The organism is Vibrio sp. GLN_1 (assembly GCF_043106015.1).
GTDB classification, from domain to species: domain Bacteria; phylum Pseudomonadota; class Gammaproteobacteria; order Enterobacterales; family Vibrionaceae; genus Vibrio; species Vibrio parahaemolyticus.
In genome coordinates, this window is sequence record NZ_JBICMD010000014.1 from 135,790 (window position 1) to 151,531 (window position 15,742).

The following is a 15,742-nucleotide window of genomic DNA, read 5'->3' on the forward strand; positions in this document are numbered from 1 at the left end:
GAGAATAAAATTTACTAAATAAAAATCGAATTAGATCACATACTTTATTTATTATCATTTAAGAGGAATTAAAATGTCTTCGATCCAGTTATCCAATGTCGTAAAACGTTTTGACGATACCCAAACCATTCACAACGTAAACTTGTCGATAGAAGAAGGTGAGTTTGTGGTGTTTGTTGGTCCATCTGGCTGCGGAAAATCAACGCTCTTGCGTATGATTGCAGGCCTAGAAAACATCAGTGATGGAGCAATATCTATTTCGGGAAATGTCGTTAACGACACTCCACCATCAGAACGAGGGGTTGCTATGGTATTCCAGTCTTATGCTCTATACCCGCATATGACTGTTGCAGAAAATATGGGTTACTCACTAAAAGTAAACAAAGTTCCAAAAGAAGAGCGAGATAAAAAAGTACAGCTGGTTGGTAAAGCACTACAGTTAGAACATCTACTTGATCGTAAACCAGCCCAACTGTCAGGCGGGCAACGTCAGCGCGTTGCTATCGGTCGTGCTATCGTGAGAGATCCTAAAGTGTTTTTATTCGATGAGCCTCTATCAAACCTTGATGCAGAATTACGTGTGGATATGCGTCTACATATTGCAAAGCTACATCAAGAACTTAAGTCAACCATGATCTACGTAACGCACGACCAAGTCGAAGCCATGACATTAGCAGATAAAATCGTCGTGCTTCGTGATGGTAAAGTTGAGCAAGTTGGCTCACCAATGGATCTCTACCATAACCCTGTTAACAGATTTGTTGCCGGATTTATTGGCTCGCCTAAAATGAATTTTCTTCCTTGTACCGTTGAAGCTTGGGATGAAACGAGCTTAACAGTGAGTCTAGATGTGGGTCATTCAATCACTTTACCGATAAAAACAGCTCAGGTTGAAATAGGTAAAAATCTAACGTTAGGTATTAGACCAGAACACCTCACGACAAATCCAGATATGATCACACTTGCATTCCAATGTGAAGTGGTCGAGAGACTGGGAGGCATGACTTACATCTTTGGCCAATGTGGCGGCGTGGATGACTTCAAATACCTTCATCATGGGGACACACAAGTACAGCCTGGTGAGTCAATTTCGCTATTTACATCACCTTCCCATTTACACATTTTTGAACCTGATGGAAACGTCATTAAATTTGATTCTGTACAATCAACACATTAGCGCTTTAGTGCCAAAGAGCATTCAGAATGCTCTTTGGCATGCTAGGACCGTCCGATAAAAACAATATAGGGTAATCTTTTGGCTACACTTAAAGACATTGCACAAAGAGCGAAGATTTCTACTTCCACTATTTCTCGCTTTCTTAACGAAGACCCTACTTTGTCTGTAAGTGAAGACAAAAAACGGGCCATTTTGGAGGCAGTAGAGTCTCTTGGCTATCAATCCCCTAAACGCAGTAAAAAACAGTTTGTTCATCATGAAGTAACCAAAACGAATGAGCCATTTGGCGTACGTGATGTTGTTATGTTGAACTTTTTAACGCCGACACAGGAAATAGACGACCCGTATTTCACTTCTATTCGTGCTGGCATTCAAAATCGATGCTTAGAAAAAGGAGTCGATTTAAGAACACTCCATTTAGACCAGATCGATACTAATATAAATCTAATAGAAAACGCTCCAGCCGTCATTGCAGTCGGACATTTCTCCAAACATATTGTAGATACCTTATATCAAGCTAACCACAATATCATATTTGTTGATTCTAACCCTTTAGGTAGCAAAACCGATGCAGTCTTAATTGACCGGTTGGCGTTGTCCAATGACGTTATGCAAAATGTACTAAAAAGCCGTTGTAAACGACCTGCTTTTATTGGCAATAACGAGGAGCGGTTACATACTTTTCGTAAAGTTACCAAAGAAAACGGCTTGTATCACGATGCGCTATGTAAAGTAAGTAAAGAGTATTGCATCGAGTCGGGGTATCAAGCAATGAAAGAAATGCTACAACTCGATGAGCTTCCCGACGTGGTCTACGCCGCGACAGACATGGTGGCCGTTGGTGTTTATCGAGCCATTTATGAGGCAGGGTTAACCATTCCAACCGATATACAAGTCATCGGCACCAATGATATCTCGTCAGCCCGACATATGAGTCCAAGCCTTACTACAATGCGACTGTTCCCGTTTGAAATGGGAGAAGTAGCAATAGATATGTTTATTGAAAAAATGGAAGGCAGAAAATACAAAAAAACGGTTTTATTTGGTCATGAGTTTATATGGCGAGACAGTTTTAAAATTAACTAACTGCGCGCTAATTTATGATTCTTTAACATCACGGATGATAAAATTGACTTAATAAATTTGTAGATGGATCATAATCACAATTATCTAAGTAAATTTACTTAGATAATTTACCCACAATCACAACTACATAAATCACCTTATAAAAATAATCACTAACACTTTTATACATCACCTCAACACTAAAATCCTTTGCTATATTATTTACGTTTAAAAACAATTAAAACGTGAATATATAAAAACGGTGAAACGATGAACAATACCCTAAAAACACTAGCCATCTTCGGCTCATTAGTGGCCTCAAACTATTCTCACGCTTTTATTAAAGGTGCGGATATTAGTTGGATAACTCAGATGGAAGACAGTGGCTACGAGTTCTACAACGATTGGGGCTATCGACAAGATGTCCTTTCAATATTACGAGACCATGGCATGAACGCAGTGCGTCTTCGTGTCTGGGTTAACCCCAGTGATGGTTATTACAGCTCACTGAATGATGTAATTGTCAAAGCGCAGTGGGCCAAAGACGCGAATATGGATGTGATGATTGACTTCCACTATAGCGACACTTGGGCCGATCCAGGTAACCAGTGGAAACCCGCAGCATGGCAACAACTGAGCTTCGAAGATTTAATGGGACAAGTATGGTCTTACACTAGAGACTCACTCAACACCTTAAAAGCTGCAGGTATCACACCAAAATGGATTCAAGTCGGTAATGAAACCAACAACGGAATGCTATGGAATGAAGGAATGGCTTCAAGCAACATGCGTAACTATGCATGGTTGTTTAATAGCGGACGCAACGCAGCCAAAGAAGTATTCCCAGATGCCAAGGTCATTGTCCATTTAGCAAACTGTCACGACAATGCTAATTTCCGATGGATTCTTGATGGCTTACAATCCAACAGTGCTTGGTGGGATGTTATTGGCGCATCGTCCTATCCCAAGAATGCTACTGGCCTTACTTGGCAAGAAGCAAACAATCAATGCCTCTCTAATCTCAATGACATGGTCGAACGCTACGGAACGGAAGTGATGATCACTGAAATTGGCGTGCCTTGGGATGAGCCTCAAGCAAAGACTATCGTTGCCGATATGATCCAAAAAGTACGTAATGTTAATCAAGATAAAGGCATTGGGATTTTCTATTGGGAGCCACAGGCATATAGTTGGCAAGGTTATACGTTGGGTGCATGGGATCCAAATACGCGCCAGCCTACTCAAGCTCTTGATGCCTTTCTTGAATGAGTAAAAACATAAAATATTTTTCAAGCCCCTCTTTGATTAGAGGGGCATATTCGAAAGAACAAACTTAAATTAATAATTGTTTCTATAACGCTTTCCACACTGACAATATCATTTCATCATAAGATGATTTTTTAGTAGATCCAGAGTATCTAAAGTCAGTTTTTGATGATGTTGTGGGCTTTGTTGCGTAATTCGGTCAGAGAACCAAACTGCCTGAAATTGAGCAATTAACACACTGCGTTTCAAGTATACCAAGCCCTGTAAGTTTGTTCAGCGCTTTAATCATAGCGTATGAGCATTGTAGTTTCTCAGGCTTAACCGGCCACCTAACAACTGCTTCACTCGATACATTGCTGTCTCTTATAGTGAGCATTTATGATAGCCGTACCACTTTTTCCACTTACTGTTGGCTCCGTAGAGCTTCTGGCAACCTACCGCTAAATTCCTAGGGTGACCATTCTCCCAGAAGGCTGCCTTTTCTCTTGGTGGGATTCGTGGAACAGCTCGCTTGATCCGTATGGCATCGTGGCAATCCCTTGTGTCATAAGCGCAATCACCAGATATCTCAATAATTCTTCGGCGTGTTTGCTTGAGCAAGTTAGAAAAGACTTCTACATCGGTAACATTAGATAAACTCAGTTCTGCCGCGACGATTTCGTGAGTGCTGGTGTCTACCGCTAAATGCAACTTTCTCCAGACTCTACGCTTCCCGTCAGTACCATGCTTCTTGACCTTCAATTCACCTTCGCCATAAACCTGAGGCCTGTTGCATCGATGGCTAGATGCTGTGTATTACCACTCTAGTCTTTGGTTTAAATAAAACCTCGACTTGCTTAGTTCTTCGACTGATACAACTGTAATGTGGACAGACTATAGGAACGTTAGCCAATGAAAAAACAGAATCGATAAACCCTTGCAATGCTCTCAACGACATTGAGAAAACTCGTTTCATCATAAGCGCAGTGGTAATGGCTAAGTCGCCGAACTGACGAGGTCTACCACGTTTACCTTGTTTACTCTGCTTCCACTTGTGAATAGCTTCTTCATCCATCCAGAATGTCAGAGAACCACTATTAATAAGCGATAGATTGTATTGATTCCAATTAGTGGTTTTGTAGCGAGGTTTCGGCATTAGGCTAAGTTATTGGATAAACATAGTGGATCAGATCTTAGCTTATCGATTTTGTTGGATCATGGCGTTGAAGGCAACACTGTCATACAAATGAGCAAAAAGGAGAAAGGCACATTTTATATCACAAATGATGGTGGGTTGATTTTTTGGTGGTCAAGGAAAGGCTGGATTGCACAAAGTAAAACTTTGATCTAGCTAAAAAGAGAGTGTCCTGAATTCTGTGTAACTGTCTAAACTTAAGCCTTAAAGGCTAAGGATAGACAATATGGATAAGAAAGCACTCGAAGCTTTTGCTCGTGAAGCGGCGAAGTCAATTAAGACAGAATCTGACCTGGATGACTTCCGAAAAATGTTAACCAAGGTGACCGTTGAAACAGCGTTAAACGCTGAACTCGATGAGCACCTTGGATATCAAAAACACCAATCCAGAACCAGCTCCAACTCCCGCAATGGCTACTCGGCCAAGTCAATCATCACCGATGATGGAGAGGTCGATATCGACGTCCCTCGCGACCGTGAAGCTAGCTTTGAACCTCAACTCGTCCGCAAGCACCAAACTCGATTCCAATCCATGGACGACAAGATATTGAGCCTGTACGCGAAAGGCATGACCACACGTGAAATCGTCGCAACGTTCAAGGAAATGTATGATGCTGATGTTTCGCCAACGCTGATATCAAAAGTAACCGACTCGGTGCTTGAGCAAGTGATTGAATGGCAGTCGCGACCTCTCGACGAAATTTACCCTATCGTCTATCTCGATTGCATCGTGGTTAAGGTGCGCCAAGACAAGCAAGTCATCAACAAAGCGGTCTATCTTGCGTTAGGGGTCAACATGGAAGGCCAAAAAGAACTGCTCGGTATGTGGCTCTCTGAAACGGAAGGTGCCAAGTTCTGGCTCAACGTGCTGACTGAGCTTCAAAACCGTGGGGTAAAAGACATCCTTATCGCTTGCGTTGACGGACTCAAGGGCTTTCCTGACGCTATCAACACTGCGTTCCCAGAGACGCAAATACAGCTCTGTATCGTCCACATGGTGCGAAACTCGGTCAAGTACGTCCCTTGGAAAGACTACAAAGCGGTGACGACTGACCTGAAGAAAATCTACCAATCAGCCACCGAAGATGAGGCTCTGCTTGCTCTAGAGCACTTCTCTGACCGATGGGATAGTAAATATCCTCAAATCAGTCGCTCTTGGACGGCGCATTGGGACAACCTCAACACCCTGTTTAACTACCCAGAGGATATTCGCCGAGCCATTTACACGACTAACGTCATTGAATCTCTCAACAGCGTTATTAGAAAAGCGATTAAGAAGCGCAAGCTCTTTCCAACGGATGAATCAGCTAGGAAGGTGATCTACCTGGCTATCCGAGATGCTTCCAAGAAGTGGACGATGCCGATTAGAAACTGGCGACAAGCTCTAAATCGCTTTATGATTATGTTCGAAGACCGACTCACTGAATACATGTAACCCTGACAGTTACACAGAATTATTTACAGGGTCGCTAAAAAAGCAAGCTGCGTCTAGACTTTGAGGGAGGTAGCTTGCTCTCTAACGATTGAGCTGAAAAATTATTAAACACTCATTGCGATATCTAGCCAATACGAGTATTGCTCATCTGACTCAAACTCATTAGGTGACACATGACAGTCAATTTCCAGTCCATTCTGGAAGACTAGAAATCCACAATCACAACCAAAAGCATATTGGTCAGCAAATTTTACTTTAAAGCGGATTTCACGGTACTTCTCTGATAGCGCGATGAATATTGGGTATGGCATATTATTAAAGGAAATAAAGCTAATTCTACCGTAAACATATTCATATTTTTCCTCAAGCTTGAATTCACTGTGCCAAGCGTTCCATTTTGAGTACCAATGTTTATAATTCCAATCACTGTCTTGCTCAACATGACAAGAACTATTCTTTCCTTCCAAAACCTTCAGATACTCAGGGCTAGGAATTAACCTATTAAAATCTAACTCATTATTTTCATTACTAATGCACTCAATAATGGAACTTGCATGAGCAAGATCTTCAGTTTTAAATTCGATAATATTTATTATGCGATTTGACATTATTTTTACTCTTATTTATGAATCATTTATATGGTTTTAACTTGAAATTTTTTGTCTTCATAAATATTGAGTAAATCCACTGGGATCTTTAGCCTTAAAGTCGCGCCTTCACTCAAGACGGTTGTCCATCGTTTTTTTGAGCCACCCGAAGTACAATAGCCCGATAGTAATGCAATCCCAGTTTCAATTCGAGCACCTGAATCACGACTAAATGCTTTACAAACAGGATACCCAAGAAACTCTATCGCCTTGCCATGCTCTTGTATTTCCTCGATAGCCTCAATCTCAATCGTAATGAGATCGCTATTGAAGGTTTGATCGAGTTCTTCAACTTCTTTTTCTACAATACTTGAAAATATCCAAGCGCCCTGAGATTTATCCCAAGTACCGCCGAGTTTACGGCACTCTTCAATCAACAGTGTGTTATATGCTGATTTTAAAGAACAAATGCCTAATTTAGTTTGTTCTTCTACGTTTGCTGCTAACTTATAAATCAGATCAGTCCCATACTTTGAGCGAACTGAGATATCTATAACAGCAAGAAAATGCTCACCTAACTCTAAGTCTTTTGAGCACTCGTCGATCAAAATCTTACAAGATTTATTATTGTCTGTTGTCGCAGCAAAGTACTTTCTGTTCTTTTTAATTACATTGAAATTCATAATATTTACTCCATTTATTGACTAGTAATACCCTCCTTCTCACCGCTAGGGTGACGAATGTTTTTAATATAGTTTCATTTGTTTAACTCAATCTTTACGCAAGTAGAGATAGAGAGTTTTCAGGTATATTAAAACCAATAAAAACTGCCCAGTCAACCACTATTTGCATTAAAAACAATGACTTACATTTACTTTTAAGCTTGTTTATATCTAATAAGAAACATGGACTAGTGGGAGGAAACCTCTTTACCCCCTATCGGGGGTAAAAGCCGACTTACCCTCTAGAGGGGGTAAATTGCACTATAAACTTTGGTTTGATTAAAACTATTCAATTATTGACCAATGCACTGTGTAAACAGTGCTCGTTCACGGGAAGCGGCTCTCGCCGCAGATTACAAATGACCGATTTGCTTGGCTGTGACTTAAGGCACTCTTAAAGGTCGTCAATCACGGGGGCAAACTATTCGTTATGGCTGCTTAAAGGATAGCTTTGACCGAAACAATGATATGGTGCTTCGTGCTTTGGCCTGCGCACCATATGTATCACGGCGTAGCTCTTGAACTCTAGGATGAGAAAAGGATGAAACAACGGATTTGGGGACTGAGACTGTATGCCTAACAGCACAAGGGTTATCGCCGAAGTAGGCAATGCGGCGTCAGATGATATCGCCGCAATTTACGACCCCGCAGGGTCGATTTACCGAAGAATAGGTGCTAGCTTTTAGCAGTATATGAATCCTGGTTTGATTCAATTCATAGTGAATGACTTTAGCTTTATTACTAGTACTGATAGTAACTAATTATATACTTCTAAACATGCTCTTTTAGAAAATCACCAATCATTATCTGGTTTATCCATGTGTTGGTATATGTTTAGAGCATAATTCCAATCATTCCATTGCAATCGTTTACCGTTTAGATTCATACACTCATCTAGAAATTCATTATAGTCGTCGTTACTCGCGAAAAGTTTGAAGCGGTTAATTCGTAACTCTGCTCTTGCTCGATTATCAACAGCCACTAAAACAATTTGTTCTCCATTGACAGCTTTATAGTTTTCTAAACGGATGTCATTGCCTACACCGCAACCCGCTACCTGGAAATCATAATCCTCAACGTCAAGGCCCGTTCTCTCCTCAAGCAATGCTTCAAAAGTATACTCCTCAGAAAACCCCATCTCTGCTGCTTCTATAACTTTTTCAAAGAACTCTGTCATTGTTTCTTCAGTATATGAACTGAATACTGTAAGGTTATCATAGTCAGAAATTAAACAATTCTGGTGATCTAAATCTAGGGCTGAAACTTGGCAATCAGATGAGAATTCTCCATCGTATAATTGAACAAATAGGTCACCAGACCACTGATGCTCTTCACTCTGTATACTAGCTGTTACAATGGCGTTAAATCCGTCTCCATAATCCCAGGGAAAAGCCTCTTGAAAGTGAGTAATAATCTTAACTCTTTCTGTATCAATATCTTCTCTATCAATGGGACTTGAAGCCAACTTTACTGTGTCAATAAAGTCGTTATTAGAGTTCGATACGATTTCTCTTACGCCCTCTTTCACATCATCAGTGATGCGCTGATCAGTTTTATTCGCAACTATAGGTTTTGCTGAGTCACATAGATCACGGATAAGTTTGTTTTTTTGTTTAACCATTTTTATTTCTCCATTTATATACTAGTAAAGTCCTCCCTTCACCTCTAAGGTGATGAATTATTTGATATTATTTAGTTTATTTAACTCAATCTTTATGCAAATTGAGATAGAGAGCATTCATTTTCATTAGAACTCACCAAAAGCATTATGTCAATGAATTATTACTATAAAATACAATAACTTAAGTAACATAAAGTATTTACTTTTGACTTCATTTATATATAAAAAGAAAAACGAAATCCTTGAAAAGGAACGGTCTTACCCCTTATCGGGGGTAAACGACAGACTACCCTCTATAAAGGGTAAAGATGGTTTGTTGACTATGAATTAAACATCGATTGATGCACTGCGAAAGCAGTGCTGATTATGAGCGGCTCGCGCCGCAGGAGTCGAATGAATAGGTTTTGTGGTGCTGATCAATACTGGACTCTAAGTTAAGCAACTTTTGATGCTTTTTATCCAGAACCGTGCTGAGGGAGGATCTGCTCCAGCCAGACTGGACACTCAACTAAACGAGTTTCCCATATCTAAGTTAAATCATTGATTACTAATATAACAAGACATATAACAAAGAAATGTCCAGCACTTTCACAGTTGGCACTTCTTAACACAGAAGTGCCCAAACTGTGTTACGCTCGAGAGAACAGCATTCATTCTTAGCTCATAATCGCATAAATAAAATTTATGATCGAGGCAAAGGCAAGACCTGCCCCCTCCCTGTTTGATTGCAACGTTAGTGAACTTTGGAGCAGTTAGAACAGATTTAAAACTAAAAATAGCTAACCTGTGATTGGTTTGGTAGGGAATAGTAATGATAAAAAATGAATATTTGCGCTTTTTGCAAACATTGAATGCCGAGGAGGTGTCAGCAGGCGTACGAAAAGTTGCAAATCTTGTTTTTGCGCACTTTGAAGAGGTTTATCCATTAGGCACGACACAAGGCAAACGAGTCAAGAAAGTTGCTAGCCTAGCATCAAATCAGTGGGCTAACCTTTCAGATGCCATTGCAGAAGTTACATACGAGACTGGTAACGCTGGCAAAATGTTCAAGCAGCTAAAGTCTATTGAAATTGGTCCTTTTCGTGGTTTTGCCAAAAAAGAGTCTTTGAGCCTACACAGTCTGCTTGTTTTGATTTACGGGCCAAATGGTACAGGTAAATCAAGTTTCTGCGAGGCGTTAGAGTATGGTTTGCTAGGTGCTGTTGAAGAAGCGCAAAATAAGCGGTTCCGTAATCAGGATGATTACCTGAAAAATGCTCATACCAACTCATTTAGTCCACCACAGATCTTGGGTGTTGATCATCAAGGAAATGATGTAGTACTCCAACCTGACGAATCTTTATATCGCTTCTGTTTTGTAGAAAAGAACAGAATTGATAGCTTTTCTCGCATTGCAGCGCAGGCACCAGCTAAACAAATGGAGCTGATATCAACACTGTTTGGGTTAGATTCATTTAATGAATTCGTAAAAAACTTTTCACCAGAAATCGATGGTAAGTATATTGATTTAGTTGGTGAAAAATCAGTTCAGTTGAACCTTAAGCGACAGACTCTTGTTGGACATCAACAACAAATAGAACAAAACAACACCAACTTGAAGCAGCTTGGTGGTGAAGAGGCTGCGCTGGCACAACAATATCGTCTAGGCTGTACTTATAATCAAATGATGATAGAGCTAAACGGTGACGATCAAAACCCTGGGCTAATTAGTAAATTGGAAACTGATTTGCAACAGCCAGTATATGCGAAAAGCGGCTTGACCCAAGCTAGGCTTGCTATTATTCGAAGTGAAATCAATACAAACCTTGCTAACTACAATGCTAGCCAACAAGAATTGGTTAATGCCAGTCAGCAAGTATCATTTAAGCAGTTGTATGAATCAGTATCTAAATTACAAGCGAATAGCCCTGATAAGTGCCCAGCCTGTAAAACTCCATTGACACAGACAGCCCTGAATCCTTATGCACATGCAGACGAAGAGCTGCAAAAGCTACAGCATCTTGCAGTTTTACAAGCTAAATCCCAAGAATACTATCAGAGCCTTAATCAGTCATTGGCGGAACTATCACAAGTCATTAATGTTTCCTGTGATCGTTTAACAGCTAACCCTCTTCATAAGTTTAGACTTGCCTCTAACATCCAGCCTACAATTAAGTGGTTTAACTCAATGCTTCAACCGTCGCAAGGTGGTTATACGGCTTGGCAACATCTGGAAGCGCAAGTACAACAATTGGAGCAAAGCGATACCGCAATTGAACAACAAGTCCAAGTTAGAACGGCGAAGCAGCAGGAACTGAATAGACTACGTGGTTTTGCGAAGAGCATAACTGTATTACAAACACGCCGCCAAACAGCTCAAACAACATTTGAAAAAGCAACTCAAGCAATTGCTAGTTTTGATCAGGAGAATGCAGAGTTAATCTCTAGTGTTGAGGGTGAAAAACATGTGGTTGCACGAAATAAGGAAATCGTTAGTGCCTACGCATCCTTTGTAGAGAAGCTTAATGCGTATAAAAATGCTTTGCCAGTTAAGCTAGTTGCTGATTTGAGTGAAAAAGTAACGGAGCTATACAATGCATTCAATCGCTATGATTCTCCAAACGATAAGCTAGCGGCAGTTCAGTTACCACTTGGACAAAACCAACGCTTGAAGATTTCTTTCCAAGCAGAGCCTGAGAAACACTTCGACGCTTTACATGTACTCAGTGAAGGTCACATTCGCTGTTTAGGTTTAGCGATATTGCTTGCCAAAAACATCAAAACGGATTGTCCGCTGTTGATCTTCGATGATCCAGTTAATGCAATCGATGACGAACATAGACAAGCAATCAGAGAAACTTTATTTAAAGATGAGTTCTTCAATGCCAAGCAAATTATTATGGCGTGCCATGGTGAGGAGTTTTTTAAAGATACACATCAAACGATAGGTTCAAAAGCAGCTAAAAGCGCGGAATCCTACATCTTTATGCCTCAAAAAGGTGAACGACACGTTCAAGTGCTTTCTCTTCAGCGCCCTAAAAACTATGTTTTGGCAGCTTCTGAGTTATATGCGCAAGCTGAATATCGAGATGCTTTAATGTCATCTCGTAGAGCTTTGGAACACCTTTGTGAAAAGGCATGGCTACACTATGGAAAGCATTGTGACAATACAGATAAACCAATCAGTGTTTCTAGGCGTACTCCCCATGCACCTTGGGACTTAAGAGCTTTAGCTGATAACTTGCGCTCTAAATTAAACAAGTCCAAAGCAGCTATACCAAATAAAGCAGATATTGTTGTTGCATTAGATTCTTTACTTGGAGTTGGCGGTCAAGATCCACACTGGGTCTACTTGAACAAGGGCACACACGAAGAAACAGATCGAGTCGAGTTTGAGAATGGAACAGTCGGAACAATTGTTTCATCACTTGATGCTCTTGATAAAGCACTAGAAGTATAGAAATGTGAAAATGGGATCAGGTTTTGTTTTTGCCCAATCTGATCTTCTTCGAGTGTTCGTTATCTCTTAAAAATCCAAACTCGGAATTGTCCAGAACCTTAATAGTTGGCATAGTTGGCACTTTGTAACTAAAAAGTGCCCTACTTCGACTTAGGGTAGATGTTCTTCACTAAACTAACGTGTTCATCTAGACTAAGATTTTCTAATGTCTGATTTTGATATCTCGGCGTATTATCAGGAAGTGAAATGAACAAGAACCTAGTGAATATCTCATTGGAAGAGCAACAAGCTCAACTCGAAAGTCGCAAACACTACACATTCTTCAAAGATGGTTACATTGATGGTTATAGCTTTGCTTTTGGGCTGTTCGAATCACTATGGTTAGATGGTTTTGATGTAAAGAACCCTACAGATCTGCTCAATGCACTGTGTTTACTCATTGAAAATGAGCATGTAGAACAAAAGAAAGTCTTTGAAACTCATATTAATGATATGACCCCAGAAGCCTACGCAATGTATCCAGAAGGGAAAACGATTCTATTCCATTGCACATTCTTTCTTCATAATATACACAATTATATTTCCCATATCGGAGAGCGAGTTATTCAAATCCCAAGAACCGAAAAGGATATGCTTTATTCTTGGTGGTTAAAGCGTGAGAACGTCTATACATACACATATCTTGATACCTTTATGAAACAATTCACCGAGATCTTGGATTCTATGCCAAGCTTTAGGCCTATGGTGATGAATTTGCACATCTCAAGACACATCCCAGATGAAGAGTTTTCTGCTTATTCAACGATCATCAAGAAAGAAGAGCGCTCTAAGCACATTGTTGAGCGTATCAACGAGGCCATAAACCAAGAATTTTATCTCGAAGCAATCGCTCTTGAAGAAAGTTGCATTTCAGACCGTTTATCGTTGGTTTTGTACTTGAAAGGGCAAAAAGCAGGGACAAAGAGCTTTGCAAAGCTCACAGAACTGTGTGATGAGTTTTTACCCAAGAATCTTAAGCGTGATGTGGACTCGTGGCGTAAAGAGCGAAATAGATCGATTCATAACTTAGTAAGGTCTTCACCTCTTGAAGAGATGATCGACCTTGAAGAGCTTGACTTACTTTCGGTATATACGGCCAAGAAAGGGTTGAAGTTACTTGATGATGTAAATATTTGGTTTGAAGAATTCATTCTTTCTGAGATGAACCCGTTCTGTTTGCGATTACAAGAAGAAGTAACCCTGAACTAGATTTGATGTTCTTGCACAACTAATTTTAGCTCCCCCTTTAGAAACGGGAGATTCGTATTTCGGTGATTTCGATCGCGTTTACGTTGTTTTTCAAGCAAGTCGCCATATTTTTACAATTTAGTAACGTAAACGATTGCTCTCTGCACACGTTTCAGGGATCGAATACACCTCATCGATATAACGCCAGTCTCACGTCTGCGCACCAACTCCATGTATTAAAAATTGATGAGCTATAGAAGCAGATCTTCCAGTTCTTTACCCATGAGGACCTCAAAAGATGTATAAATTGCTGTAAGACACTCTTCGTTTCCACACCTATCAATACGAACAAAACCTTTAGATGCAAGGTCGTCAATAGAAATCGAAAGTTCTTCGACACTGCGACCTGTTATCTCAGATAACTTCCTTACATTATTTGCTCTATCACGAGAAATCATATACAAAAGCTTAATATTTTCGTTAGTTAAAACCTGGGCCAGCTCCGTTAATGATGTAAACCACAAATGAGGAAAATTTTCTACATGGTTTAATTTACCAGCTGAAACATCCAACATATACTTACGAACTAGTTCTTCATCGGCTATTCCAATTCGAGCTTTCATAGTCTGTCCATATCTATAAAATATAATACTTCCCTTTAATGGAAAGAGAAAACAGTGATAATAATGATAAATTACAGTCGACTTCTCAAACCTTATTATCTAAATCTAATTTCATTAAACCGCACTATTATTACTCACTACTTTTATAAAGCGCAATAATTTTAAGAACATCAGCTGTAATATTAATTGCTTTAGAGCCTGATGGTATATCCATCTTATCTTGGTATTGCACCCAAACTTCACCATTTTTTGATATACGGATCATTGCAAATGTTTCGTTAAGAAATGACTTATTGACGCCAAGCTGCTCATGAATATCATCATTCATAATCATCCCTATTACATGTTGGTAGCAGAATATGATGAATACTAATCCATGATGTTCAGTAAAACAATACTATTCATCCATTATGTTTAAAAATGGACACTTGAATATAATATGAAAAGCCAGATCTTTGATCTGGCAGATATCAATGAGGTTTTATTAAAGACTGGAACACAAAGACTCTAACACCTTTCTTTCAGTGCTTAATTTTTTAACTCTATTACCAGTCTCAAAACTGTCTATTTTACTCATGTGTTTAACAAAACGATCAGCATTTGCTTTACTTGAAATTTTGAAGTTAGATAAATGATTGTAAGTCTTAATTTTATCAGTTAATTTTTTATCATAGAAAAGCATATTCTGAAAAAGAATATCAGGCATAACGTATGCGTCTAATACTTGTTTAATTCTGTACATTGACTGATACAGATCTTGTGCTTCTACAGCAGTCAAAAGACCATCTAAAGCAAGCTTTTCAACAATATCTGCAACATCATGGATTGGCTTTGATATCTTTGCCGCCTCTTTCTTAATTCCAGCTCTATCAATATCGAAATAACCACGGCATTCATTCACTTTTGCTTCATGATATATTCTATAATAAGATTTGTGTTTAGCTATAAACTTGTCGTAAGCCCCTTTGGTAACATTATACTCCCCTGACTTTACACATTCAGTTACATCGTTTTCTAGAAACTCTTCAAATGTATACTTTGGAATGTCATCAATACGTTTTTTGGCAACAATGACAACCTTATTCTTAGGACAGCCATTTCTTACTTCTTCATCACATCTTTTAATATTTAGTCGAAGATAAAGAGTCATTCCTTTCCTATGTCGATACGGAGTGAAGTTCTTACCATCATCAAGTATATTATTTCTTTTCTTATCAATCGCGACATTCATTGCATCTGCATAATTAGCCATAACTTAAACCTTACAATTTATTCTTATCTTTTAATACAAGATACCAGTTAACTTTATATAAGTAAACAAACTGGAATTTACAAAAAATATAATTTTAACAGGTTGATTCGTAAAATTTATCTATTACGAATAAACTAATTTTAATTATTATTGA

Annotated in this window: 12 protein-coding genes and 1 pseudogene; 6 read left to right on the forward strand and 7 right to left on the reverse strand. The window is 39.3% G+C overall.

Translation table 11 applies throughout. The features are described 5' to 3' along the window. Positions 1 to 73: 73 nt before the first annotated feature. The 3 genes from ACF8OV_RS05560 (at position 74) to ACF8OV_RS05570 (ending at position 3,511) form a co-directional block, all read left to right on the forward strand. Positions 74 to 1,177, forward strand: coding sequence for an ABC transporter ATP-binding protein (locus tag ACF8OV_RS05560; RefSeq protein WP_025789583.1), 1,104 nt, complete (start codon positions 74 to 76; stop codon positions 1,175 to 1,177). A 78-nt stretch (positions 1,178 to 1,255) separates the two neighbouring features. Next, positions 1,256 to 2,263: a LacI family DNA-binding transcriptional regulator gene (locus tag ACF8OV_RS05565; RefSeq protein ID WP_025789584.1), complete on the forward strand. Its 1,008-nt coding sequence runs from the start codon at positions 1,256 to 1,258 to the stop codon at positions 2,261 to 2,263. A gap of 249 nt (positions 2,264 to 2,512) precedes the next feature. Then, positions 2,513 to 3,511 carry a glycosyl hydrolase 53 family protein gene (locus tag ACF8OV_RS05570; protein ID WP_025789585.1) on the forward strand — a complete coding sequence of 333 codons (999 nt, stop codon included), beginning with the start codon at positions 2,513 to 2,515 and terminating at the stop codon, positions 3,509 to 3,511. A 196-nt stretch (positions 3,512 to 3,707) separates the two neighbouring features. Here the strand turns inward: ACF8OV_RS05570 and ACF8OV_RS05575 are convergent. Further along, positions 3,708 to 4,643, reverse strand: a pseudogene (locus tag ACF8OV_RS05575) (IS5 family transposase). A 265-nt stretch (positions 4,644 to 4,908) separates the two neighbouring features. On the opposite strand from ACF8OV_RS05575, the gene ACF8OV_RS05580 reads away from it, so the two are divergent. Continuing rightward, the gene (locus ACF8OV_RS05580; protein WP_025789586.1) at positions 4,909 to 6,117 is read left to right on the forward strand and encodes an IS256 family transposase; all 1,209 of its coding nucleotides are present in this window, start codon (positions 4,909 to 4,911) and stop codon (positions 6,115 to 6,117) included. A 104-nt stretch (positions 6,118 to 6,221) separates the two neighbouring features. On the opposite strand, the gene ACF8OV_RS05585 is transcribed toward ACF8OV_RS05580, so the two are convergent. From ACF8OV_RS05585 to ACF8OV_RS05595, 3 genes are all read right to left on the reverse strand, one after another. Further along, positions 6,222 to 6,725 (reverse strand): hypothetical protein, encoded by a 504-nt coding sequence (locus ACF8OV_RS05585; protein WP_025789587.1) that lies wholly within the window; start codon positions 6,723 to 6,725, stop codon positions 6,222 to 6,224. Between the two features lie 26 nt (positions 6,726 to 6,751). Further along, a complete protein-coding gene (locus ACF8OV_RS05590; protein WP_025789588.1) occupies positions 6,752 to 7,387 on the reverse strand; it encodes a hypothetical protein in 636 nt (211 codons plus the stop codon). A gap of 832 nt (positions 7,388 to 8,219) precedes the next feature. Continuing rightward, positions 8,220 to 9,047 carry a hypothetical protein gene (locus ACF8OV_RS05595; protein WP_025789589.1) on the reverse strand — a complete coding sequence of 276 codons (828 nt, stop codon included), beginning with the start codon at positions 9,045 to 9,047 and terminating at the stop codon, positions 8,220 to 8,222. Between the two features lie 811 nt (positions 9,048 to 9,858). On the opposite strand from ACF8OV_RS05595, the gene ACF8OV_RS05600 reads away from it, so the two are divergent. Further along, positions 9,859 to 12,486: an AAA family ATPase gene (locus ACF8OV_RS05600; protein WP_025789590.1), complete on the forward strand. Its 2,628-nt coding sequence runs from the start codon at positions 9,859 to 9,861 to the stop codon at positions 12,484 to 12,486. 273 nt (positions 12,487 to 12,759) lie between these two features. Continuing rightward, a complete protein-coding gene (locus ACF8OV_RS05605; protein ID WP_224723971.1) occupies positions 12,760 to 13,734 on the forward strand; it encodes a hypothetical protein in 975 nt (324 codons plus the stop codon). A gap of 230 nt (positions 13,735 to 13,964) precedes the next feature. Here ACF8OV_RS05605 and ACF8OV_RS05610 read toward each other — a convergent pair whose 3' ends face one another. From ACF8OV_RS05610 to ACF8OV_RS05620, 3 genes are all read right to left on the reverse strand, one after another. Continuing rightward, entirely contained in the window at positions 13,965 to 14,336 is a 372-nt protein-coding gene (locus ACF8OV_RS05610; protein ID WP_025789592.1) for a transcriptional regulator, read from the reverse strand. A gap of 130 nt (positions 14,337 to 14,466) precedes the next feature. Then, on the reverse strand, positions 14,467 to 14,664 hold the full coding sequence (locus ACF8OV_RS05615) for a hypothetical protein (RefSeq protein ID WP_005376117.1): 198 nt from the start codon (positions 14,662 to 14,664) through the stop codon (positions 14,467 to 14,469). Between the two features lie 156 nt (positions 14,665 to 14,820). Then, on the reverse strand, positions 14,821 to 15,588 hold the full coding sequence (locus tag ACF8OV_RS05620) for a hypothetical protein (protein WP_025794814.1): 768 nt from the start codon (positions 15,586 to 15,588) through the stop codon (positions 14,821 to 14,823). Positions 15,589 to 15,742: the final 154 nt, after the last annotated feature.